Origin of the sequence: Pseudomonas fluorescens, assembly GCF_001307275.1 — a bacterium.
GTDB classification, from domain to species: Bacteria; Pseudomonadota; Gammaproteobacteria; order Pseudomonadales; family Pseudomonadaceae; genus Aquipseudomonas; species Aquipseudomonas fluorescens_AA.
The window spans coordinates 6,042,189-6,059,260 of the sequence record NZ_CP012831.1 but is presented as its reverse complement, the minus strand read 5'-3'; the positions used below and the strand labels follow the sequence as shown (position 1 = coordinate 6,059,260).

14 protein-coding genes are annotated in these 17,072 nt (G+C 55.0%); 6 read left to right on the top strand and 8 right to left on the bottom strand.

Annotated features, from left to right (window positions below; translation table 11 throughout):
• Window positions 1-193 precede the first annotated feature (193 nt).
• On the top strand, window positions 194-1,975 hold the full coding sequence (locus AO356_RS26635; RefSeq protein WP_081015430.1) for a monovalent cation:proton antiporter-2 (CPA2) family protein: 1,782 nt from the start codon (window positions 194-196) through the stop codon (window positions 1,973-1,975).
• A gap of 3 nt (window positions 1,976-1,978) precedes the next feature.
• On the opposite strand, the gene AO356_RS26630 is transcribed toward AO356_RS26635, so the two are convergent.
• Window positions 1,979-2,887, bottom strand: a complete 909-nt coding sequence (locus AO356_RS26630; RefSeq protein ID WP_060742336.1) for a LysR family transcriptional regulator — start codon at window positions 2,885-2,887, stop codon at window positions 1,979-1,981.
• Window positions 2,888-2,997: 110 nt separating this feature from the next.
• On the opposite strand from AO356_RS26630, the gene AO356_RS26625 reads away from it, so the two are divergent.
• Together AO356_RS26625 and AO356_RS26620 are read left to right on the top strand one after the other, a co-directional pair.
• Window positions 2,998-4,005, top strand: a complete 1,008-nt coding sequence (locus tag AO356_RS26625; RefSeq protein WP_060742335.1) for a zinc-binding alcohol dehydrogenase family protein — start codon at window positions 2,998-3,000, stop codon at window positions 4,003-4,005.
• A 78-nt stretch (window positions 4,006-4,083) separates the two neighbouring features.
• Window positions 4,084-4,392: a putative quinol monooxygenase gene (locus AO356_RS26620; protein WP_060742334.1), complete on the top strand. Its 309-nt coding sequence runs from the start codon at window positions 4,084-4,086 to the stop codon at window positions 4,390-4,392.
• A 54-nt stretch (window positions 4,393-4,446) separates the two neighbouring features.
• Here AO356_RS26620 and AO356_RS26615 read toward each other — a convergent pair whose 3' ends face one another.
• Window positions 4,447-5,430 (bottom strand): LLM class oxidoreductase, encoded by a 984-nt coding sequence (locus AO356_RS26615; protein WP_060742333.1) that lies wholly within the window; start codon window positions 5,428-5,430, stop codon window positions 4,447-4,449.
• A 752-nt stretch (window positions 5,431-6,182) separates the two neighbouring features.
• Here AO356_RS26615 and AO356_RS26610 point away from each other — a divergent pair.
• Both AO356_RS26610 and AO356_RS26605 read left to right on the top strand, forming a co-directional pair.
• On the top strand, window positions 6,183-7,490 hold the full coding sequence (locus AO356_RS26610; protein WP_060742332.1) for an OprD family porin: 1,308 nt from the start codon (window positions 6,183-6,185) through the stop codon (window positions 7,488-7,490).
• 334 nt (window positions 7,491-7,824) lie between these two features.
• Window positions 7,825-8,622 (top strand): CmcJ/NvfI family oxidoreductase, encoded by a 798-nt coding sequence (locus AO356_RS26605; protein WP_177431689.1) that lies wholly within the window; start codon window positions 7,825-7,827, stop codon window positions 8,620-8,622.
• Between the two features lie 136 nt (window positions 8,623-8,758).
• On the opposite strand, the gene AO356_RS26600 is transcribed toward AO356_RS26605, so the two are convergent.
• From AO356_RS26600 to AO356_RS26590, 3 genes are all read right to left on the bottom strand, one after another.
• Complete coding sequence (locus AO356_RS26600) at window positions 8,759-9,859, bottom strand: low temperature requirement protein A (protein WP_060742330.1); 1,101 nt, start codon at window positions 9,857-9,859, stop codon at window positions 8,759-8,761.
• Window positions 9,860-9,966: 107 nt separating this feature from the next.
• Window positions 9,967-10,497, bottom strand: coding sequence for a DsbA family protein (locus AO356_RS26595; RefSeq protein ID WP_060742329.1), 531 nt, complete (start codon window positions 10,495-10,497; stop codon window positions 9,967-9,969).
• Window positions 10,498-10,508: 11 nt separating this feature from the next.
• A complete protein-coding gene (locus AO356_RS26590; RefSeq protein ID WP_060742328.1) occupies window positions 10,509-11,051 on the bottom strand; it encodes a redoxin domain-containing protein in 543 nt (180 codons plus the stop codon).
• A 581-nt stretch (window positions 11,052-11,632) separates the two neighbouring features.
• Between AO356_RS26590 and AO356_RS26585 the strand changes: the two genes are divergently transcribed.
• Window positions 11,633-14,392 (top strand): ATP-dependent Clp protease ATP-binding subunit, encoded by a 2,760-nt coding sequence (locus AO356_RS26585; protein ID WP_404942855.1) that lies wholly within the window; start codon window positions 11,633-11,635, stop codon window positions 14,390-14,392.
• 126 nt (window positions 14,393-14,518) lie between these two features.
• Here the strand turns inward: AO356_RS26585 and AO356_RS33150 are convergent, their stop codons facing one another.
• The 3 genes from AO356_RS33150 to AO356_RS26570 form a co-directional block, all read right to left on the bottom strand.
• Window positions 14,519-14,893 carry a hypothetical protein gene (locus AO356_RS33150; protein ID WP_237140775.1) on the bottom strand — a complete coding sequence of 125 codons (375 nt, stop codon included), beginning with the start codon at window positions 14,891-14,893 and terminating at the stop codon, window positions 14,519-14,521.
• A gap of 373 nt (window positions 14,894-15,266) precedes the next feature.
• A complete protein-coding gene (locus AO356_RS26575; protein ID WP_060742326.1) occupies window positions 15,267-16,391 on the bottom strand; it encodes a cupin-like domain-containing protein in 1,125 nt (374 codons plus the stop codon).
• Between the two features lie 15 nt (window positions 16,392-16,406).
• On the bottom strand, window positions 16,407-17,051 hold the full coding sequence (locus AO356_RS26570) for a hypothetical protein (protein WP_152032448.1): 645 nt from the start codon (window positions 17,049-17,051) through the stop codon (window positions 16,407-16,409).
• Window positions 17,052-17,072 lie beyond the last annotated feature (21 nt).

Here is a 17,072-nt window from a genome sequence, read left to right as displayed (position 1 = left end):
CTTTCAAACGATGCCGGTGTCTGCACTACACTTCAGGTGTCATTCCTACCCTGGAGAGTTCTTGGTGAACCCTCCAGATATTGTGCTTGGTCCTGAAAAAATTGCGGGACTGAGCGCTGAGCTTTAAAGCTCTACTCGACACGCCTGGCCGTGGACGCATTACCGGTCCTGATGTGGGATGAGGGTCAATGCCATGGCCGTTGAAGGCAATGCAGGTCAATTATTTGCTGTCGTCACTTTGCTTGCCGCCGCCGTGGTGGCAGTGCCGTTGCTCAAACGCATCGGGCTCGGCTCAGTGGTCGGTTACCTGGCGGCAGGGCTGATCATCGGCCCCTTCGGACTGCAACTGATCAATAACCCCCACACCATCATTGAGGTGGCCGAGCTGGGTGTGGCGATGTTTCTTTTTGTGATTGGACTGGAGATGAAACCCTCGCACCTATGGGATCTGCGTCGGCAGATCTTTGGGCTGGGCAGCCTGCAGGTGGTGGTCTGTGCTGTTCTGCTCACTTTTGTCGGCATGGCTTTTGGATTCCCTTGGCAAGTGTCATTTGTCTGCGCAGCGGGTTTTGTACTCACCTCCACGGCCCTGGTTATGCAAGTTCTCTCGGAACGCGGTGACATTACCGAGTCGAGAGGGCAGCACGTCGTGTCCATTTTGCTGTTTGAAGACCTGTTGATAGCCCCTTTGCTGGCGGTGGTGGCATTTCTGGCGCCCACTGAGTTGGCGAATGGACACACGTCACCCCTTTGGCAACGCATAGGTACCGCAGCGCTGTCCCTGGGTGCATTGGTGGCCATCGGATTGTGGCTGCTCGATCCCCTGTTTCGAGTATTGGCCCATGCCAAAGCGCGCGAGGTAATGACTGCCGCTGCGCTGCTGGTTGTGTTGGGAGCAGCGCTGCTGATGGAAATCGGCGGTCTTTCAATGGCGATGGGTGCTTTCGTTGCCGGTGTGCTGCTGTCGGAATCCACATTTCGCCACCAGTTGGAGGCCGACATAGAACCGTTTCGTGGCCTGCTGCTGGGGCTGTTTTTCCTCGGCGTCGGCATGTCGCTGGATCTGCAAGCGATGGTCAGCGCGTGGAGGCTCATCATCTCTGGTGTGCTGGCACTGATGCTGGTCAAGGCCCTGTGTATTTATGCAGTTGCGCGTCTGGCGAAAAGCGGTCATCGCGACGCGCTGGATCGCGCCGTGCTGATGGCGCAGGGTGGCGAATTTGCTTTTGTGCTGTTTGCCGAAGCGCTCAAACTCAGGGTCATCGGTCCTGAAGTCAACGCCAACATGACGGCCATCGTGGTGCTCTCCATGGCGCTTACACCGGTGACCTTATTGCTGTGCAAACGGTTTACTCGCCCACAGCCCGTGTCCATGGACGGTGTGGAAGCCGCACACAATCTGCAATGCAATGTACTCATCATCGGTTTTGGCCGTGTGGGGCAGATTGCCTGCCAGGTGCCGCTCGCTCAGGGAGCAAAAATTTCTATCATTGATGTAAATCCGGAGGTCATCCGCGCCGTGACACCCTACGGTTTCAAGGTCTATTACGGCGACGGCGCCCGCCATGAAATATTGCACGCTGCCGGTGCCCATCACGCCCGCGCCATCATTATTTGTGTGGATGATAAAAAAGCCGCGACACGCATTGTCGAAAGTACGCGGCACTACTGCCCGCAGGTGAAAGTGCTGGTGCGCGCTTTTGACCGCGAACACGCGCTGGAACTGGTCGAACACGACGCCGACTACATAGTGCGGGAGACCTTTGAGGCCGCCCTGCTGCTCGGCCGTCAGGCCGTGGTGACGCTGGGTGCGTCTGAGCACGAAGCCGACGCGGTCATCGACGAAGTGCGCAAACGTGATGCCGAACGTTTTGCCTTGGAAACAGCGGGCGGCCTGTTTGCCGGACGAGCGTTGGTATTGGGGAATATTGAGCGCATTGATCCGCCGAACCATGAAGCGCGGGATGCTCTGTGAGCATCAATCGCAGTCATTCGGTTCACGGCGCTCCAGCGCAGAAAACTGACCACTCAACCACGTATAAAGCTGGGAAACGGCAGGGCTGATCTGCTTGCGATGCGGGCACACCAGACTCAACGGCGAAGCTTCGCCAGGATAATCCGGCAGCAGCACAAGCAGGCGCTCAGCGGCGATATCGGCACTGACATCCAGCCAGGATTTGTAGGCGATACCTTCACCGTCCAACGACCAGCGTCGCACGACATCGGCGTCATCGCTGAACAGTGGCCCCGAAACCTGCACGGTTTGCCCGCCCAGGTTCCACTTGTCGTAGACCCGGCCATTTTGCAGATAGAGCAGGCAGTGATGCTTGCCCAAGTCATCCGGCGTTTGGGGAGAACCGCAGCGTTTCACATACTCCGGCGAGGCAACCAGCACCCGCTGGTTCCACGGTGCAAGCGGCAGTGCCACGTAGTTGGCGTCTTCATTCGGGCCGTATCGAATCGCCACGTCCACCGGGTCGCGAAACAGATTGGCCATCTGGTCCGACAGGAAAAAACGCAACGTCAATTCTGGATGCTGACGGCGGAACAGCGTCAGCCACGGCAGCAGTATGTTGCGCCCCAGATCGGACGGCGCTGTCACTTGCAGTACGCCCCGCAGCGTGGCGTTCTCACCACGCAGGTTTTCCTTGCCTTGCTTCAGCGTCTCAAGCACGGCGTGGGCGGTGGGCAGATATTGCTCGCCCTCGGCAGTCAATCGCAGGCTGCGAGTGGTACGGGCGAACAGGCGCACATCCAGCTCGCGTTCCAGACGTTTGATGGCGGCGGCGACCTGACCGGGCAGAAGATCAGCCTCCAGCGCCGCTGCGGTGAAACTGCCCAGCGCGGCGCTGCGGATGAACAAACCAAGATCATCGATGCGGATCATTTTCACTCCTGCAGTGAAAGTGTTGGCGCATTCTGCTTGTTTTTCTATGTACGTGGGAAGTCGAAGATGGCTGCAAGTGAATGCACCAACCCTTCAGACAGCGAGTGTCCATGAAAGCCATCACCTTTACCGAACACGCATTGCCCATCGACAATCCACAAGCATTGATTGATATCAACCTCCCGATGCCCACGCCTGGTCCACGGGACCTGCTGGTTGAAGTTCGCGCGGTATCAGTGAATCCGGTCGACACCAAGGTGCGCGCCGGAACTTTCACAAAAGAACCAAAAATCCTCGGCTGGGATGCCACAGGCATTGTCCGTGAGGTCGGCTCTGAAGTGACGTTGTTTCAGCCGGGCGATGAAGTATTCTATGCCGGCTCGATTGCCCGCACAGGCAGCTACAGCGAATTCCATTTGGTCGATGAGCGGGTCGTCGGGCACAAGCCTCGTACATTGAGTGCAGCCGATGCGGCCGCGTTGCCGTTGACCTCGATCACTGCCTGGGAATTGTTGTTTGACCGGCTCGGTGTCGCCGAGGGTTCGGGGGAGGGCAAGTACCTGTTGATCACTGGAGCGGCTGGGGGCGTCGGATCGATGCTGGTGCAACTAGCCCGACAGATGACCCGCCTTACCGTCATCGGAACTGCCTCACGCCAGGAAACCGCTGATTGGGTGCGGCAGTTGGGCGCGCATCACGTGATCGATCACAGCCAGCCACTGCTCGCACAGTTGCAAGCGCTCGACGTGCCAGAGATCGACTATGTCGCCAGCCTGACTCACACCGAGCAGCACTTTGCACAACTGATCGAGGTGCTCAAGCCGCAAGGGCGTCTGGGTGTGATTGACGATCCCGAAAGCCTCGACGTGATGCCGCTCAAGCGCAAGTCGCTGTCGTTGCATTGGGAGCTGATGTTCACCCGCTCGCTGTATGAAACCCCGGACATGATCAGCCAGCATCACCTGCTCAACCGGGTCAGCGCTCTGATTGACCAAGGTGTTTTGCAAACCACCGTGGGCGAGCACTTCGGTGCGATCAATGCGGCAAACATGCGTCGTGCCCATGCGCTGGTCGAGAGCGGCAAGGCCCGGGGCAAGATCGTTCTGGAAGGTTTCTGATTTCACTCATCCAGCAGGCGGGCCCGCTTAACTGCCCGCGGCATCACTTTCCATTTTTTTATTGTTGGAGCGTTGACGGTGAATACGTCCAGTAACGTGTTGGTATCGATTGCCGTGCTCAAGGCCAAGGCAGGCAAAGAACTGGCATTGAAACAAGAATTGCTGGCGCTGGTCGAGCCGACCCGCGCAGAGCCGGGCAATCTCGACTATGTGTTGTTCAAGCTGCGTGACGAGCAGGGCACGTTCTACATGCGCGAGGCTTTCAGGGATCAGGCGGCGCTGGATGCGCATTTTTCGATGCCGTACTTTCTGCGCTTTGCCGCGTCGGCAGATGACCTGCTCGAAGAGCCGTTGCAACTGATATTCCTTGAACAAGTATCAGCCTGATGATTCAACCTGTTGAACCGTACCACCTAGGCCGGCAAGGAGGCGGCCGGCCTATTAACTCGTTTCAGGAAGCGGCTGTACTCCGAATTGCGGAACGATGTGAGTACCCAGCTCTTCAATGACTTGCGCAGCAGGGCGCTTTCCGTATTTGAGATTCAGGATAACGTGGTCCACTCCGATTTCCTCAAGCGACTCCAGCAAAAAACGGAGATGGTAGCGTCCAAGTTTGAACCCCAAATGAATGCGAGTGGGTGGCGTGGACGGATTCTCATCGAGGTCGATGTAGAGCGACTGAGTGAAGGGCTTATAGACGGAGCCACATTGCTTCATGACCTCCTGCCGCCAATCTTCCACGATCAGGCGCTGCATGTTCGGTATACGTGGATAGTTGATCCATCCGACGCTTTCGCGCGCGATCCAATCCAGTGACTGGCGACTATTGCCGGTCACGAGCATTGGAATGACATGGGTTGTGGGTTTCGGAATGAGGTCTGCGCCGTGCATCTCACCACTGCTCCAGCGGATGGGTTCAAAGCTGGTGCTGTGGGCTTGGCGAATCACCTCGTAGTGTTCTCGAAAGATCTCTCCGCGTCTTTCGGGATCGACGCCAAAAGCCGAAAACTCCACTGGGCGATCGCCGGAAGCTACCCCCAGAATCAAGCGACCTGCGCTCAACTGATCGACGCTGGCTGACGCCTTGGCCGTGTGCAGAGGATGGTGTAGAGGGATGGCAATGGAGGCGGTGCCAAGCGCTATCTCCGACGTGTGAGCGGCCATATAGCCCAGGTAAACCCAGGGGTCGAACAGTTGGCCAACATCACCGAAACCAGGGTCCCGAAGCGGCACGTCGCGGAACCAGAGCGCGCAGAAGCCCAGCGCCTCTGCTTGTTTGGCCAGTGCGACCTGGTTGAGCATGCTCGGAGTGTCCCCATCGAAGGCCTCCAAAGGAAAGAACAATCCAAGGCTCAAATGACCCTGTGTGAAGGTTCGGCTGAACCCTCGATGCTGCTGATAAGGAATCGTGCTCGGCCGATACATACTCATCTTCCTCAATGGGAGAAACGTGAACAGCGCCCCTGTTTAAGAGGTGCTGCGGCATCGGTCGCTTGGGAACGACAGGTGGGGTAATGGGTGCAGTCTTCGCCCGTTACGCCGTACGTGCTGGTCGGGTCGACCGGAGTGAGGGGCCAGTTGCTGGCAATACGCGCGGGCAGGTCCGGATTGGTGATGAGCGGACGGTCAAAATAATCAGATCGTTCCAGCCCGATACATCGCCTGAGCAAAAGCATGGAGACCATCCAGCAAGAGTAGACGGCTTTGCGGGGAACCGCCATGTTCGTCGTCCGGCTCGGTCCCCGTCACAGATGGTTACACCGCATTCTGGGCCTTGGGCGTCGTGATCGGCGCGCCGCGGGTTGCTATAGAGGACAGTCGTCAGGTCAGCCCGTTGAGCCTTTGGGTACTCGACCGACAATTGTGTCCGGCCCCAATCCTGAAATTCAGACGATAAGATAAATTTTCAGACCCCAACGCAAAACTCCATTTCCCCAGGCAAGGCACTCCCTGCGCCTTTCTCACACAATCGGCTCTAACGCTATCGCGCTGCATAACAGAAACAGGTGCGATGAGCGACTTTGGAACTTGCATTAACGATATTAACTTGATGCAGTCGGGGCAAGGTATCGTCGATTTCTCGTGCTTAGCGGGATATTAAGAATAATAAAAACGCGCACCTGGAAAATTTTGCGCTGCTTCTATTACTTCAAAATAACAAATGGAGCGCTATATAAATGAGTCGAAAAACAATAACTGCAAGTTCGGTGTTTCTTAGTATCACCCTGAGTGTACAGGCGCATGCTGACTTCCTGAGTGATAGCAAAGCCACCTTGGGAATGAGAAACTTCTACTTCAATAACGACAACCGCGATGGCATTGCCGACCCTTCCAAAACCGAAGAATGGGCGCAGGGTTTCATGCTGGACTTCAAGTCGGGCTATACCGATGGAACGGTTGGTTTTGGTGTCGATGGCCTGGGGTTGCTGGGGGTTACCCTGGACAGCGGCAAAGGACGGCATGTCGGTAGCAGCATGATGCCTTCTGACAGTGACAACCGTGCCGTCGACGAGTGGAGCCGGCTGGGGCTGACCGGCAAAGTCAAAATGTCGAAAACTGAATTTCGCTACGGCACTTTGATTCCGAAGCTCCCAATTCTGGTCGCCAACGATGGGCGCGTGCTTCCACAAACTTTCGAGGGCGGTCAAATCACTTCGAGCGAGTTCAAGGGGCTGACCTTGACTGGCGGTCGGATCGAACATGCAACAGGGCGGGGTTCGACCGATCAGACGGGGTTGGCCGTTGCTGGCGGTACGCGTGAAAGCAATCAGTTTGACTTCGCCGGGGGCGATTGGAACGTCACCAAGGAACTGACAGCCCAGTACTACTACGCCAACCTCGATAACTACTATAAACAGCATTTTTTGGGATTAATCCACACCCTGGCGCTCTCGGACAATCAGTCCCTTAAAACCGACCTGCGCTACTTCAAAACTGACTCCTCAGGTGCAAATAGCGCCGGTACGTCAGGCTACAGAATGAGTGGCTACACCAAAAACGGTGATGGAGAGATCGACAACCGTACCTGGAGTGCCGCGTTGATTTACACACTGGGTGGCCACGCGATTACTGCGGGGTATCAAAGTGTGTCGGATGGCAGCAACTTCACTCAACTCAGTCAGGGGAGCCTGGTAGACAAGGGCGCCGGTGGAGCAAGCCTGTATCTGTATACAGACCGCCTGATCCAAAGTTTCGCCCGCGCAGGCGAGCGCACAGTTTTCGGTCAGTACGCTTACGACTTCGCCGCACTGGGTGTCCCTGGCCTGAAAGGCTCGGTCATGTACCTCTCCGGCGATAATATTAAAACGACGTCAGGCGACAACCAAAAGGAATGGGAAAGAGACATTAGCCTGGACTACGTGCTTCAGTCCGGAGCGCTCAAAGGCGTCGGATTTGGCTGGCGTAACGGCAAGTCCAACAGCGAAGCGGCTCGTAGCGTAGATCAGAATCGTATTTTTGTGAGCTATAGCATTCCGCTTCTCTAGATAGTGGTGCGGGAAGTTTAATAACCAACGTCCGAACCCGTTATGCCAGACAAACGATTGTAAAGGGCGGGCCAGGATATCGGATGCTCATGATCGACGCAGACCCGGAGTGCGACACGCCGTCATGGTCAAACTGGTCGTCGATGCCGAAGTTAGAGAGGTCCTTTTCTACCGATCGTGTGCCGTGCACCTCGGGCTGCATTTGATAGTGTCCGTTCAAAGGCATACGATCGAGCTTGAAGGTGTCTACATGAAAGTTACAGCGCCGCCACGGTGACACTACGCCGGATGCGCTCAGCAGAACGGGAGGTGTTACTTGAAGTGCACAACTGATATGCCCGCCAGCGTCATCACAAAACTCACCTACCTGGTCAAGCACGATGCGAAGCCCTATGTGCATACCGAGGCTCTGACCGGTAACAGTGAACCGCACTACTTTGCTGAGCAGGAGGAGCGCGAGGTCACGATACACAACGGTCGTCCGTTGGCAGACAGCCTTTCTCTGGACAAGCAGGGGTTTGAACTCCATCGGCGGGATACGGTGGTCGACGATCTCTACGACGATACCTCAGTGGAAAGCGTCTACTATGACGAGGTCAAGGCCTTGATCAAGGAGTTGACGGGCGCGAGCCGGGTCGTCATCTTCGACCACACCAGGCGCAGCGACGCCGAGCGGCGGGATATTCGCGGTCCAGCCAGCCGTGTGCATAATGACTACACCGACCGCTCGGGGCCTGAGCGTATTCGCGACGTGCTGGGCCAGGATCAGGCCGGCGCACAGGTGTCGGTGGCCCAGATTAACCTCTGGCGCCCGATGAGCGGGCCCGTCAAGCGCTCACCGCTGGCGGTGCTGGATGCCTCGACGCTCGACTTCGATGACCTGCTGGCCACCGACTTGGTCTATCCGGATCGTATCGGCGAGATCTACCACCTGGCCTACAATCCGCAACAGCGCTGGTACTATTTTCCGGACATGCGCCGTGACGAAGTCTTGCTGATCAAGGGGTATGACTCACGTCACGACGGCCGTGCCCGCTTTACGCCCCATACCGCCTTCAAGGACCCCAATACGCCGCCGGGATCTCCGCCGCGTGAGAGTATCGAAGTTCGCACCCTGGCCTTCTTTGATTAGGTTTTTGCCGCTTGGCGCGTGCCTCCCGCGGCGTTTGCCCCCGTGCTTTCCAGGCGACCACCCGCTTTGGTTGGTAGGGCTGTATTGATGTGCGCGGATAGCTGATCCACCCGTGATATGGCCCAACGTTAAAGATTCAACGATACCGGAAGTTTAGTAAAACATAACAGATCATGGTTGCTGTCAGGCCGACCAATATGTACTCGACGCGGGGTAGGAATATAACCAAACCACCTAGAGAAAACACGATCAAGGTGTTTTGTAGTATGTATTTCCTTATTTTAGGTACCGCTCTGAAGTAGCCATATTGCTTGCCTAAGAAAAATAAGGCCATACCGATGATTGACGTAATCTGGAAATCGCGCATCGCAATGTCATTCAGGATCGCATGCCTGATCAAATTTGCCAGGAGTGCTAGCCCCAGAAATAGAAAAAGATGCGAGTAAATCAGGGAGTGTCCAGTCATACTACTTTCATTTTTGCTCAGCAGGTAAAAACTATCAAAATAGATCCACCAGATACTGCAAATCATGATAAATCCGGTGATTGCTGCCATCACATTATAACGATCCCATTGAATGTCAGATAATCCTCCAGAAAGGCTAATCACTGACTCACCCAATAAGATGAGGGTGAGTAAGCCTACGCGTTCAACCAAGTGTTCTGTATGTGCTGGCAGTGGCTTTAGTTTAGTCCAGAAAAATACAGGGAACAGAATATCAAGAAGAATCCCAGTGTAAGCGACAAGGTAACGCACGGGTGGGTCAAAAAGAATGGATGAAAGACTAACAACTGCGCTAATTAACAGGGCGAAGCCAAGCTTAGAGGAGAATTCGTTACGTGAATCGAGTTTGCTTATGGACGAAATGTACATAATACTGATGATGGCACGTATACCAAAATAGCAGGCAATAACAAGGGGGTAGTTTACTTCCAGATCTTCCCCGATCCGAGCAGATGCCACAATGAGAAGCAACATTATAAATAATGTTGCTAAACGGTGAAGGTTACTGTCTGTATCAAACCTATTGGAATAAATCGTGTGGCTAGACCAGATCCACCACAATGGAACAAAAATCAGTAAAAATGTCCATAATTGATCATGTTCAAAGTGGCCTTGATGAACATGTCCGAGAGTATGCGTAACTTTGCCAATTGTAACAACAAAAGTCAGGTCAAAAAACAACTCTAACCATGTGGCGCGCCGATTTTTTTCATAATACTTCAATGATTTCATTAGTTGCCGGCTCCGTGTACACCTCTTTAAATGTAGAAGGAAGCTAACGCTGTTAGTCCCCGGCTTCGGTGTGGGCGATGCCAAGCCGATGTCGCTGTCTAGCGACTTCACCCACGCACTAACGAAAGCTCAATCATCTGGCTCATCTCGGCGAACTCTGGAACCCCGTCATAGCGAAGCCCGTCGATGTAAAACGCTGGGGTGCCATTCACGCCGCTTCGTACGCCGCCATTAAAGTCGGATTGTATTTTGGGGAGGTAAGTACCGTCTTGCATGGCAAGAACGAGTTCTTCGCTGGAGAGGCCGTGTTTTAGAGCGATGGCCCGAAACAGCGGCAGGCCCAATCGCTCCTGATTTTCATACAATTCGTCGTGAGCCTCCCAGAAGAATCCTCGACTCCCGGCATACTCAGCGGTGACAGCTGCACCCATCGCATGCGGGTGAGCGGTGGTCAGTGGAAAGTTACGGAACACGAACTGCAGATCATCGCGAAAATGCTTTTGTAGCTCTTTGACCATCCAATACGCTTCACCGCAATAGGGACATTCATAGTCGCCAAATTCCACCAAGGTGACCTTGGCATGCGCACTTCCCTGGCGATGGTCGTTGTCACTTACCGGGACTTTGAGAGTGGCCATGTGATCACCCGTTAATTTTTGGTTTGCGTGTCTTGTGGCGAATTCGCCAGCGCATCCAGCGCATCCAGAATGCCGTCCGCCCCAGGGTTGATTGCCATCGGTGAGACGTAGCTCCAGGCGATCCCCCCCTCCTTGTCAATCACGAACAGCGCCCGCTTACAAACCCCCAGGAGGGAATCGTATGCTCCATACTGTCGCGCCACAGCACCTTTGGGCTCGAAATCGGCCAGCAGGCTGAAGTGAAAATTTCGGTCTTTGGCGAAGGCCTGATGACACCAGGCGCTGTCAACCGAAATACCCAGTAGCGTCGCACCGTATTCTCTGAATGTGGGTAGCAACTGGTTGTACAAGGTCAGCTGGTCACCACAAACCACACTCCAGTCAGCGGGATAAAACGCCAGTATCACGGGATTTCCCTTTAGCTCGCGCAGCGATAGCTGCTGATCAGGGGTCGCGTACAGCGTGAAGTCGGGCGCGACAGTGCCGGCTGACAGCGGCCCCTGAGCCAGGTCGTCATTCGTTTTTTTTGCATCATCCAATTCTGAGGTGTTCATTGCTTGAGCCCTGATAGAAAGGTGGTTGGGGTCTACTCAGGGGAATACAACTTGGTCGGCGGGATAACTCCATCCACCATCAAGGGATTTATAACGGCAACGATGCCTCGATCTCAGCCTGAGCCTGAGTGTTTTCGGCAGTGAGACGTTCACGTTCCGCTTCAAGAAGCACGACGACGTCCGCCGTGCTTTCGCGGTATTTGATTGAGGGCCAGGAGGGTAGAGCGGCGACAGGATTCGCTCTGGCTCACCAATGACTATAGTCGCTGTTCTCGCTTGCCGTAGTAGCTGAACGCGTTTTCGGTTTCCTCAGCAAGGCCGCGCTCGCTCGTTCTGTTGCCCATGAAATTATCAGACGTCGTTCGTCGGTTTCCTGAGTCGCCCATAGCGTGTTTTGATGAGATCCGACTATCTTGATTGGATGGCATCGTCTGTCGTGACTGCCATTCCCCGCAACATCATCGTCTTCCTGATCAAGCTCAGCGTAATGCGGATCTCATGTCCCAGCTTCTTGAGCATCGTTTACAGGGAAGTAGATCCATCTGAATGAGTTCGTGTTATCCACCTTTTGGAGACAACTCATCATGGCAACTCTCTGTGAAATATGTAACGCGAGACCAGCGGTCGCGCGGGTGACCGTATCGCAAAATGGCCAAGCCAGAACAATGTCCGTTTGCGACCACGATTACCGCCAACTCTTACGCCATCAAAGCATGTTGAATCCATTCGACTCTCTGTTGGGCGGGGGAGTCTCTCGCTTTTTCGACAGCATGGGCGGCGCAAAGGATCAGGGGGGCGATGACTTCAGGCTCTCTGCGCAAGTACCTCGAGAATCTGTCGATGCAACCGATGCATTCAGTTCCCAGACGCTCGAAATTTTGCAGCGCGCCGGAGAGAAAGCCCACGAACTGAACCGCAGCGATCTCGATACCGAGCATCTGTTGTACGTGCTGGCAGATACCGATGTTGGTGCGGCTTTGCTCAAGGAGCTGAAGCTTTCTGCGGACGATATCAAAGGCTACATCGATCAACATGCGCAGAGGGGCACTGCCGAGGTTTCGGTCGATCAGATGACCATTTCTCCGCGCTTGAAGAAAGCGTTCAATTTTGCATTCCAGGCCTCTCGTGATTTAGGGCATTCGTACGTAGGCCCCGAACATTTGTTGATCGGGCTTGCTTCTGTCCCGGAAAGTATTGCCGGGACGTTGCTTAAAAAATACGGCGTAACGCCTGAAGCCTTGCGGCAGAAGGTGGTCAAGGTGGTGGGCAAGGGGGCTGAAGATGGGCGAGTCGATACCCCGACGGGAACGCCGACACTCGACAAGTTCGGTCGCGACCTGACGTCGTTGGCTCGCGAGGGCAAGCTTGATCCCGTACTCGGACGTGCGCAGGAAATCGAAAATACCATTGAGGTGCTGGCACGGCGCAGAAAAAACAATCCAGTGCTTATTGGTGAACCCGGCGTTGGTAAAACAGCCATCGTTGAAGGGCTTGCACAGCGTATCGTCAAGGGTGACGTCCCTGAGATCTTGCGTGGCAGACGGCTCGTTGAAGTCAATCTGAACTCAATGGTTGCGGGCTCCAAATATCGTGGTGAATTTGAAGAGCGCGCCAAGCAACTGCTTGATGAAGTCGCCGCAAAAAGCTCGGAGCTTATTCTGTTCATCGATGAGTTACACACGATCGTTGGCGCGGGGCAGGGTGGTGAGGAGGGCGGCCTGGATATTGCCAACGTACTGAAACCCGCATTGGCACGCGGGGAGCTTAGTTTGATCGGTGCGACGACACTCAATGAGTATCAAAAGCACATCGAAAAAGACGCAGCGCTTGAACGACGCTTTCAGCCTGTGCTGATAGCCGAGCCCACCGTCGAACAGACCATCATTATCCTGCGAGGGCTGCGCGATAAGCTTGAGGCTCACCATCAGGTCACATTCGCCGATGAAGCATTTGTGGCGGCAGCAGAGCTGTCGGATCGTTACATCACCTCGCGCTTTTTGCCGGACAAAGCCATTGACCTGATCGATCAGGCAGCCGCCCGCGTCCGAATCAGTTCCTCCTCAAGGCCGGCTGGCATTCAGGAGCTGGAAGCCGAAATCACGCAACTTAAACGTGAACAGGATTATGCATCCTCCCGTAAACGTTTTGATGAATCCAAAGGCTTCGAAGAGCGCATTGGTCAAAAACAAGCGCAACTGGGGGAGGAAACAGAAGCCTGGGAGCGCAAGACCGGTTCCGAAACCCTTGAGGTGACCCTGGAGTCAATTGCCGAAGTTCTGTCCCGTCTCACCGGTATTCCAGTGACTGAGCTCACGCAGGCAGAGCGTCAAAAGCTGTTGAATATGGAAGACACTTTGCGTGATCGGCTGGTCGGACAGGAAGATGCCGTTCTCGCGGTCAGCGATGCTGTTCGTTTGTCTCGAGCCGGCCTTGGCCAGGCGAACAGACCTATTGCCACGTTTCTTTTTCTTGGCCCTACGGGCGTCGGCAAAACCGAACTTGCCAAAGCGTTGGCGGAAACGGTGTTCGGTGACGAGCAATCGATCATTCGTATTGATATGTCGGAGTACATGGAGCGTCATGCGGTTGCCCGGTTGATCGGTGCGCCGCCCGGTTATGTGGGATATGACGAAGGCGGCCAGTTGACAGAGCGTGTCCGCCGCAGGCCCTACAGTGTGATTCTGCTCGACGAAATCGAGAAGGCGCATCCCGATGTGAGCAACGTATTGCTACAGGTATTCGACGATGGGCGTCTCACGGACGGCAAAGGACGTGTTGTGGACTTCAGCAATACGATCATCATTGCCACCAGCAACCTGGGCTCTCCCGTGATCATGGAGAATCTTGAGCGCCCAGAAGATGCACGCCTTACGGATAAAGCGTTACGTGATGAATTAATGGGCGTCTTGAAAGGGCATTTTCGTCCCGAATTCCTGAACCGTATTGACGACATCATCGTGTTCCATGCCCTTACCCGTGACAACATCCGGTCGATTGTGAGCATTCAGCTTGATCGGGTCATTCGAACCGCAGCTGCACAGAACATCACAGTGAAAATTGATGGTTCACTCATTGATTATCTGGCGGATGTTGGCTATCAGCCTGAGTTCGGCGCGCGCGAGTTGAAACGTCAGATTCGCCAGGCCGTCGAAACGCGGCTTGCGAAGGAAATGCTCGCTGGCAAGCTGGAAGCCGGCGATAGTGTTGAGTTGGGCTACGACAAGGGGCGTGGCGAAGTGATCTTCAGTAAGGTGGCGGCGGATGTGCCAAAGGTCTCCGGAGACAGTAGTCCACCAGATCAATCAAATGATCTAGCGCCTATGGCGGAGACTGGGACTTAGCCTCAACACACTCACGAGGCCAGGCAACGGGTCTGTTGAGCATGACGTGGAATGATGTATTGGAAGTCATGTTCACAGGCCTTTAGGGAAGTTCCGTCCTGACGCTCTCAAAATTAACGTAATTGTTCATCGATTCATGTTCATATACCTCGTTTCCGCCCGCCTTAGCTTTGCCGCCCCAACCTCTGACAGTCCCAATTCAGGGGATGAGGGATGCTGGTTTTCAGAAAACACGTTTTGGGATCTGGATTGGAAAAACGATGTTGCAGGGCATACGACTTTGATCTGGCTAGCCCTGAAATTGAGGTCACGGCTTTTGGCATAGATGTAGAAAGCCTGGATCGCGCGCAGATGTGCCGCAGTAGTGTTGTAAGCGCGGTACCTTAGCTTGAGTTGAACGTAGATGAACGGGACAAGTATGGGCAACGGAGCCGCGTCTCCAGTCTGCACGAGCAGCGGTACACGCTGACCTGAAGAGAAACGGCACTGAATCAGCTTCATCGGCAGCCACCTCATTCAAGGACTCGCCATGAACACAAAGGACATGGCCCGTTGAGAGATTGGACGTCAGAAGCGGGTTTGTCGAATCAGTACCTTATGAGCCTCATGAACATTTCTAACATGGCATCTGGTTTAACATAATATACATTATGTGTAGCCAATGATCAGCCCAGGTGACGCCCTGTGCAGGCTTTTTCGCCATTGAGGTTCTTTAAATATGCGAATGAGCCGTCGTTTGATTTTTCCAAGGTCAAGTGCCGATCTGCCGCTGCACCTGGCATGCATGAACAACGCCTTTCAAAAAATGTCACCCATCACGTTTGCAGCAAGCGTGTGTAGAAAGGTCCGTTGATACGGACATGGATCGCAAGCCCTAGCTCAGTTGCTCGATCCATTGCAGCGCTACGTCGGCCGGTGCCGCTTCAATGCGTCCAGAGAAGGAAGCCCAGGCCTCTTCACGCATAAAACGATTGATCGACATCACCAGACCGTTGCTTCGCACCGTATGAAACCAGCCTGCAGGTAAAACAAGCAACTCGCCTGGGTGAAGAGTGATTGTCAGGAACTTTGCCTGCTGAGCGAGAGGGAAACGGATGAAATCTGGTTGGAACGGATCAAACCGGGCCAATTGGAACATATTGAAGCATGCGCCGGGATACAGGTACTGCGCCTCCTCAGGCGGAGCTATCATGAAGGTCTTGACGCCACTGACCTGTCCGATAAACGCATGCAGAAAGTCCCTATGCAGCCGGGTGCAAGCCGCTTCGTCGCGACGTCCCATCCACAACTGAGGACGACTGAAGCAGGTGGGCTTTAGCAGCGGAAGCGTAAATGCCTCGCACATGGGGCCCGGAAGCGCGCATCCGCCACTGTAGACTAGAGCCTCACCACCGTGGAGCGCGTCACGGATGAGCGCGCCCAATGTCGATAAGTCCAGCGACGCGCCCAGGACGTCCGCATCGAGCCCAACCAGCGGCAACTGGCCGTACTGCTCAAACAGACGCTCTATCGTCATCCGCCAACCGCCCTCGCCGAGCATCGATGTCAGGACCAAGGGCACGCTGAAATGCAACGCCCAAAGCAGCCCTGAGGAATTGATCGAAGGACGACGGCAAATCGGCGGATCCAGCCGCAGCCAGTTCTGTGCGCGGGAATCGATCGTGCGTAGCCGGGCCGGGCCAGTCGCGCCCTCCCCATGCGCCGCCAACGCGATCAGTGACAATAATGCCTGGTCGCCGGACATCTTGGCACCACAGCGCAGAGGTTGTTCCGGGTGCTCTACCAATCCCTGGAACATATCCTCTGACATCTCGATGCTGGCGTCCGGCGCCCTGTGTGTGCCGTCCGAGAAACGAACGTTATCGGTCAACGTCGCATGGAATCGTCCCTCGGGCTGCTCGCCTACGATGAACTGCACAATGCCGCCACGATGCCCCGGGCGGAAGTTCTGCTCCACCCGCTGGATAAATGCCTGCTTGAGTTCGGGGAAGATAGGCATGATAAAGAACGGACGTCAGACGAGGCCGGCCTGGACGGCCACGTCGTTGAAAAAACACTGGCGTGCTTCAGCGGTTGGGAGGCTGATCGAACACACAGGCTCTACCGCAAGCGTGATCGCATACAGCACATCGAACTCGCAGTCGGCAAGTACCGACAGTGATTGCCGCAACGCCTCCTTGCCCGATTTAGAGGGAAAGGCCGTCCAATTCGCCCCATCATAGCCGACGTTGTCACCCGCGAACAAAGCACGAAAGCCATCCATTTCAACCAGGAAGCAAGTCCCCCCGGGACGGTGTCCAGGCGTAGGAATCACCTCGACATGTGGAAACAGATGGTGCCTGTGAAAGGGAAATGCCTTCACGCTCCCTACACTCTTACCCACATCATCCCGCTCAGGCTCACTGCAGTACGTCCAGGCACCAAAACGCTTATGCAGCACATCGCAATGGTTGCTCTTCAAATGCATATCGCCGAGCAGTTGCGCGCTGACCCCGCCCATATTCGCCATAGCCTCGAAGTCCCCCTCGATACTTGCACCTTTGGCGAAACAGGGCAGCATCAGATTGCCCTGGGGATGGACGACAAAGAAGCTGCAATATTTCGTCGGTGTGACCTTCGATGGTTGAACGCGAAAAACAGAGGGCGCGAGCGCTATCATCCCCGACCTGTCCATGGGTTC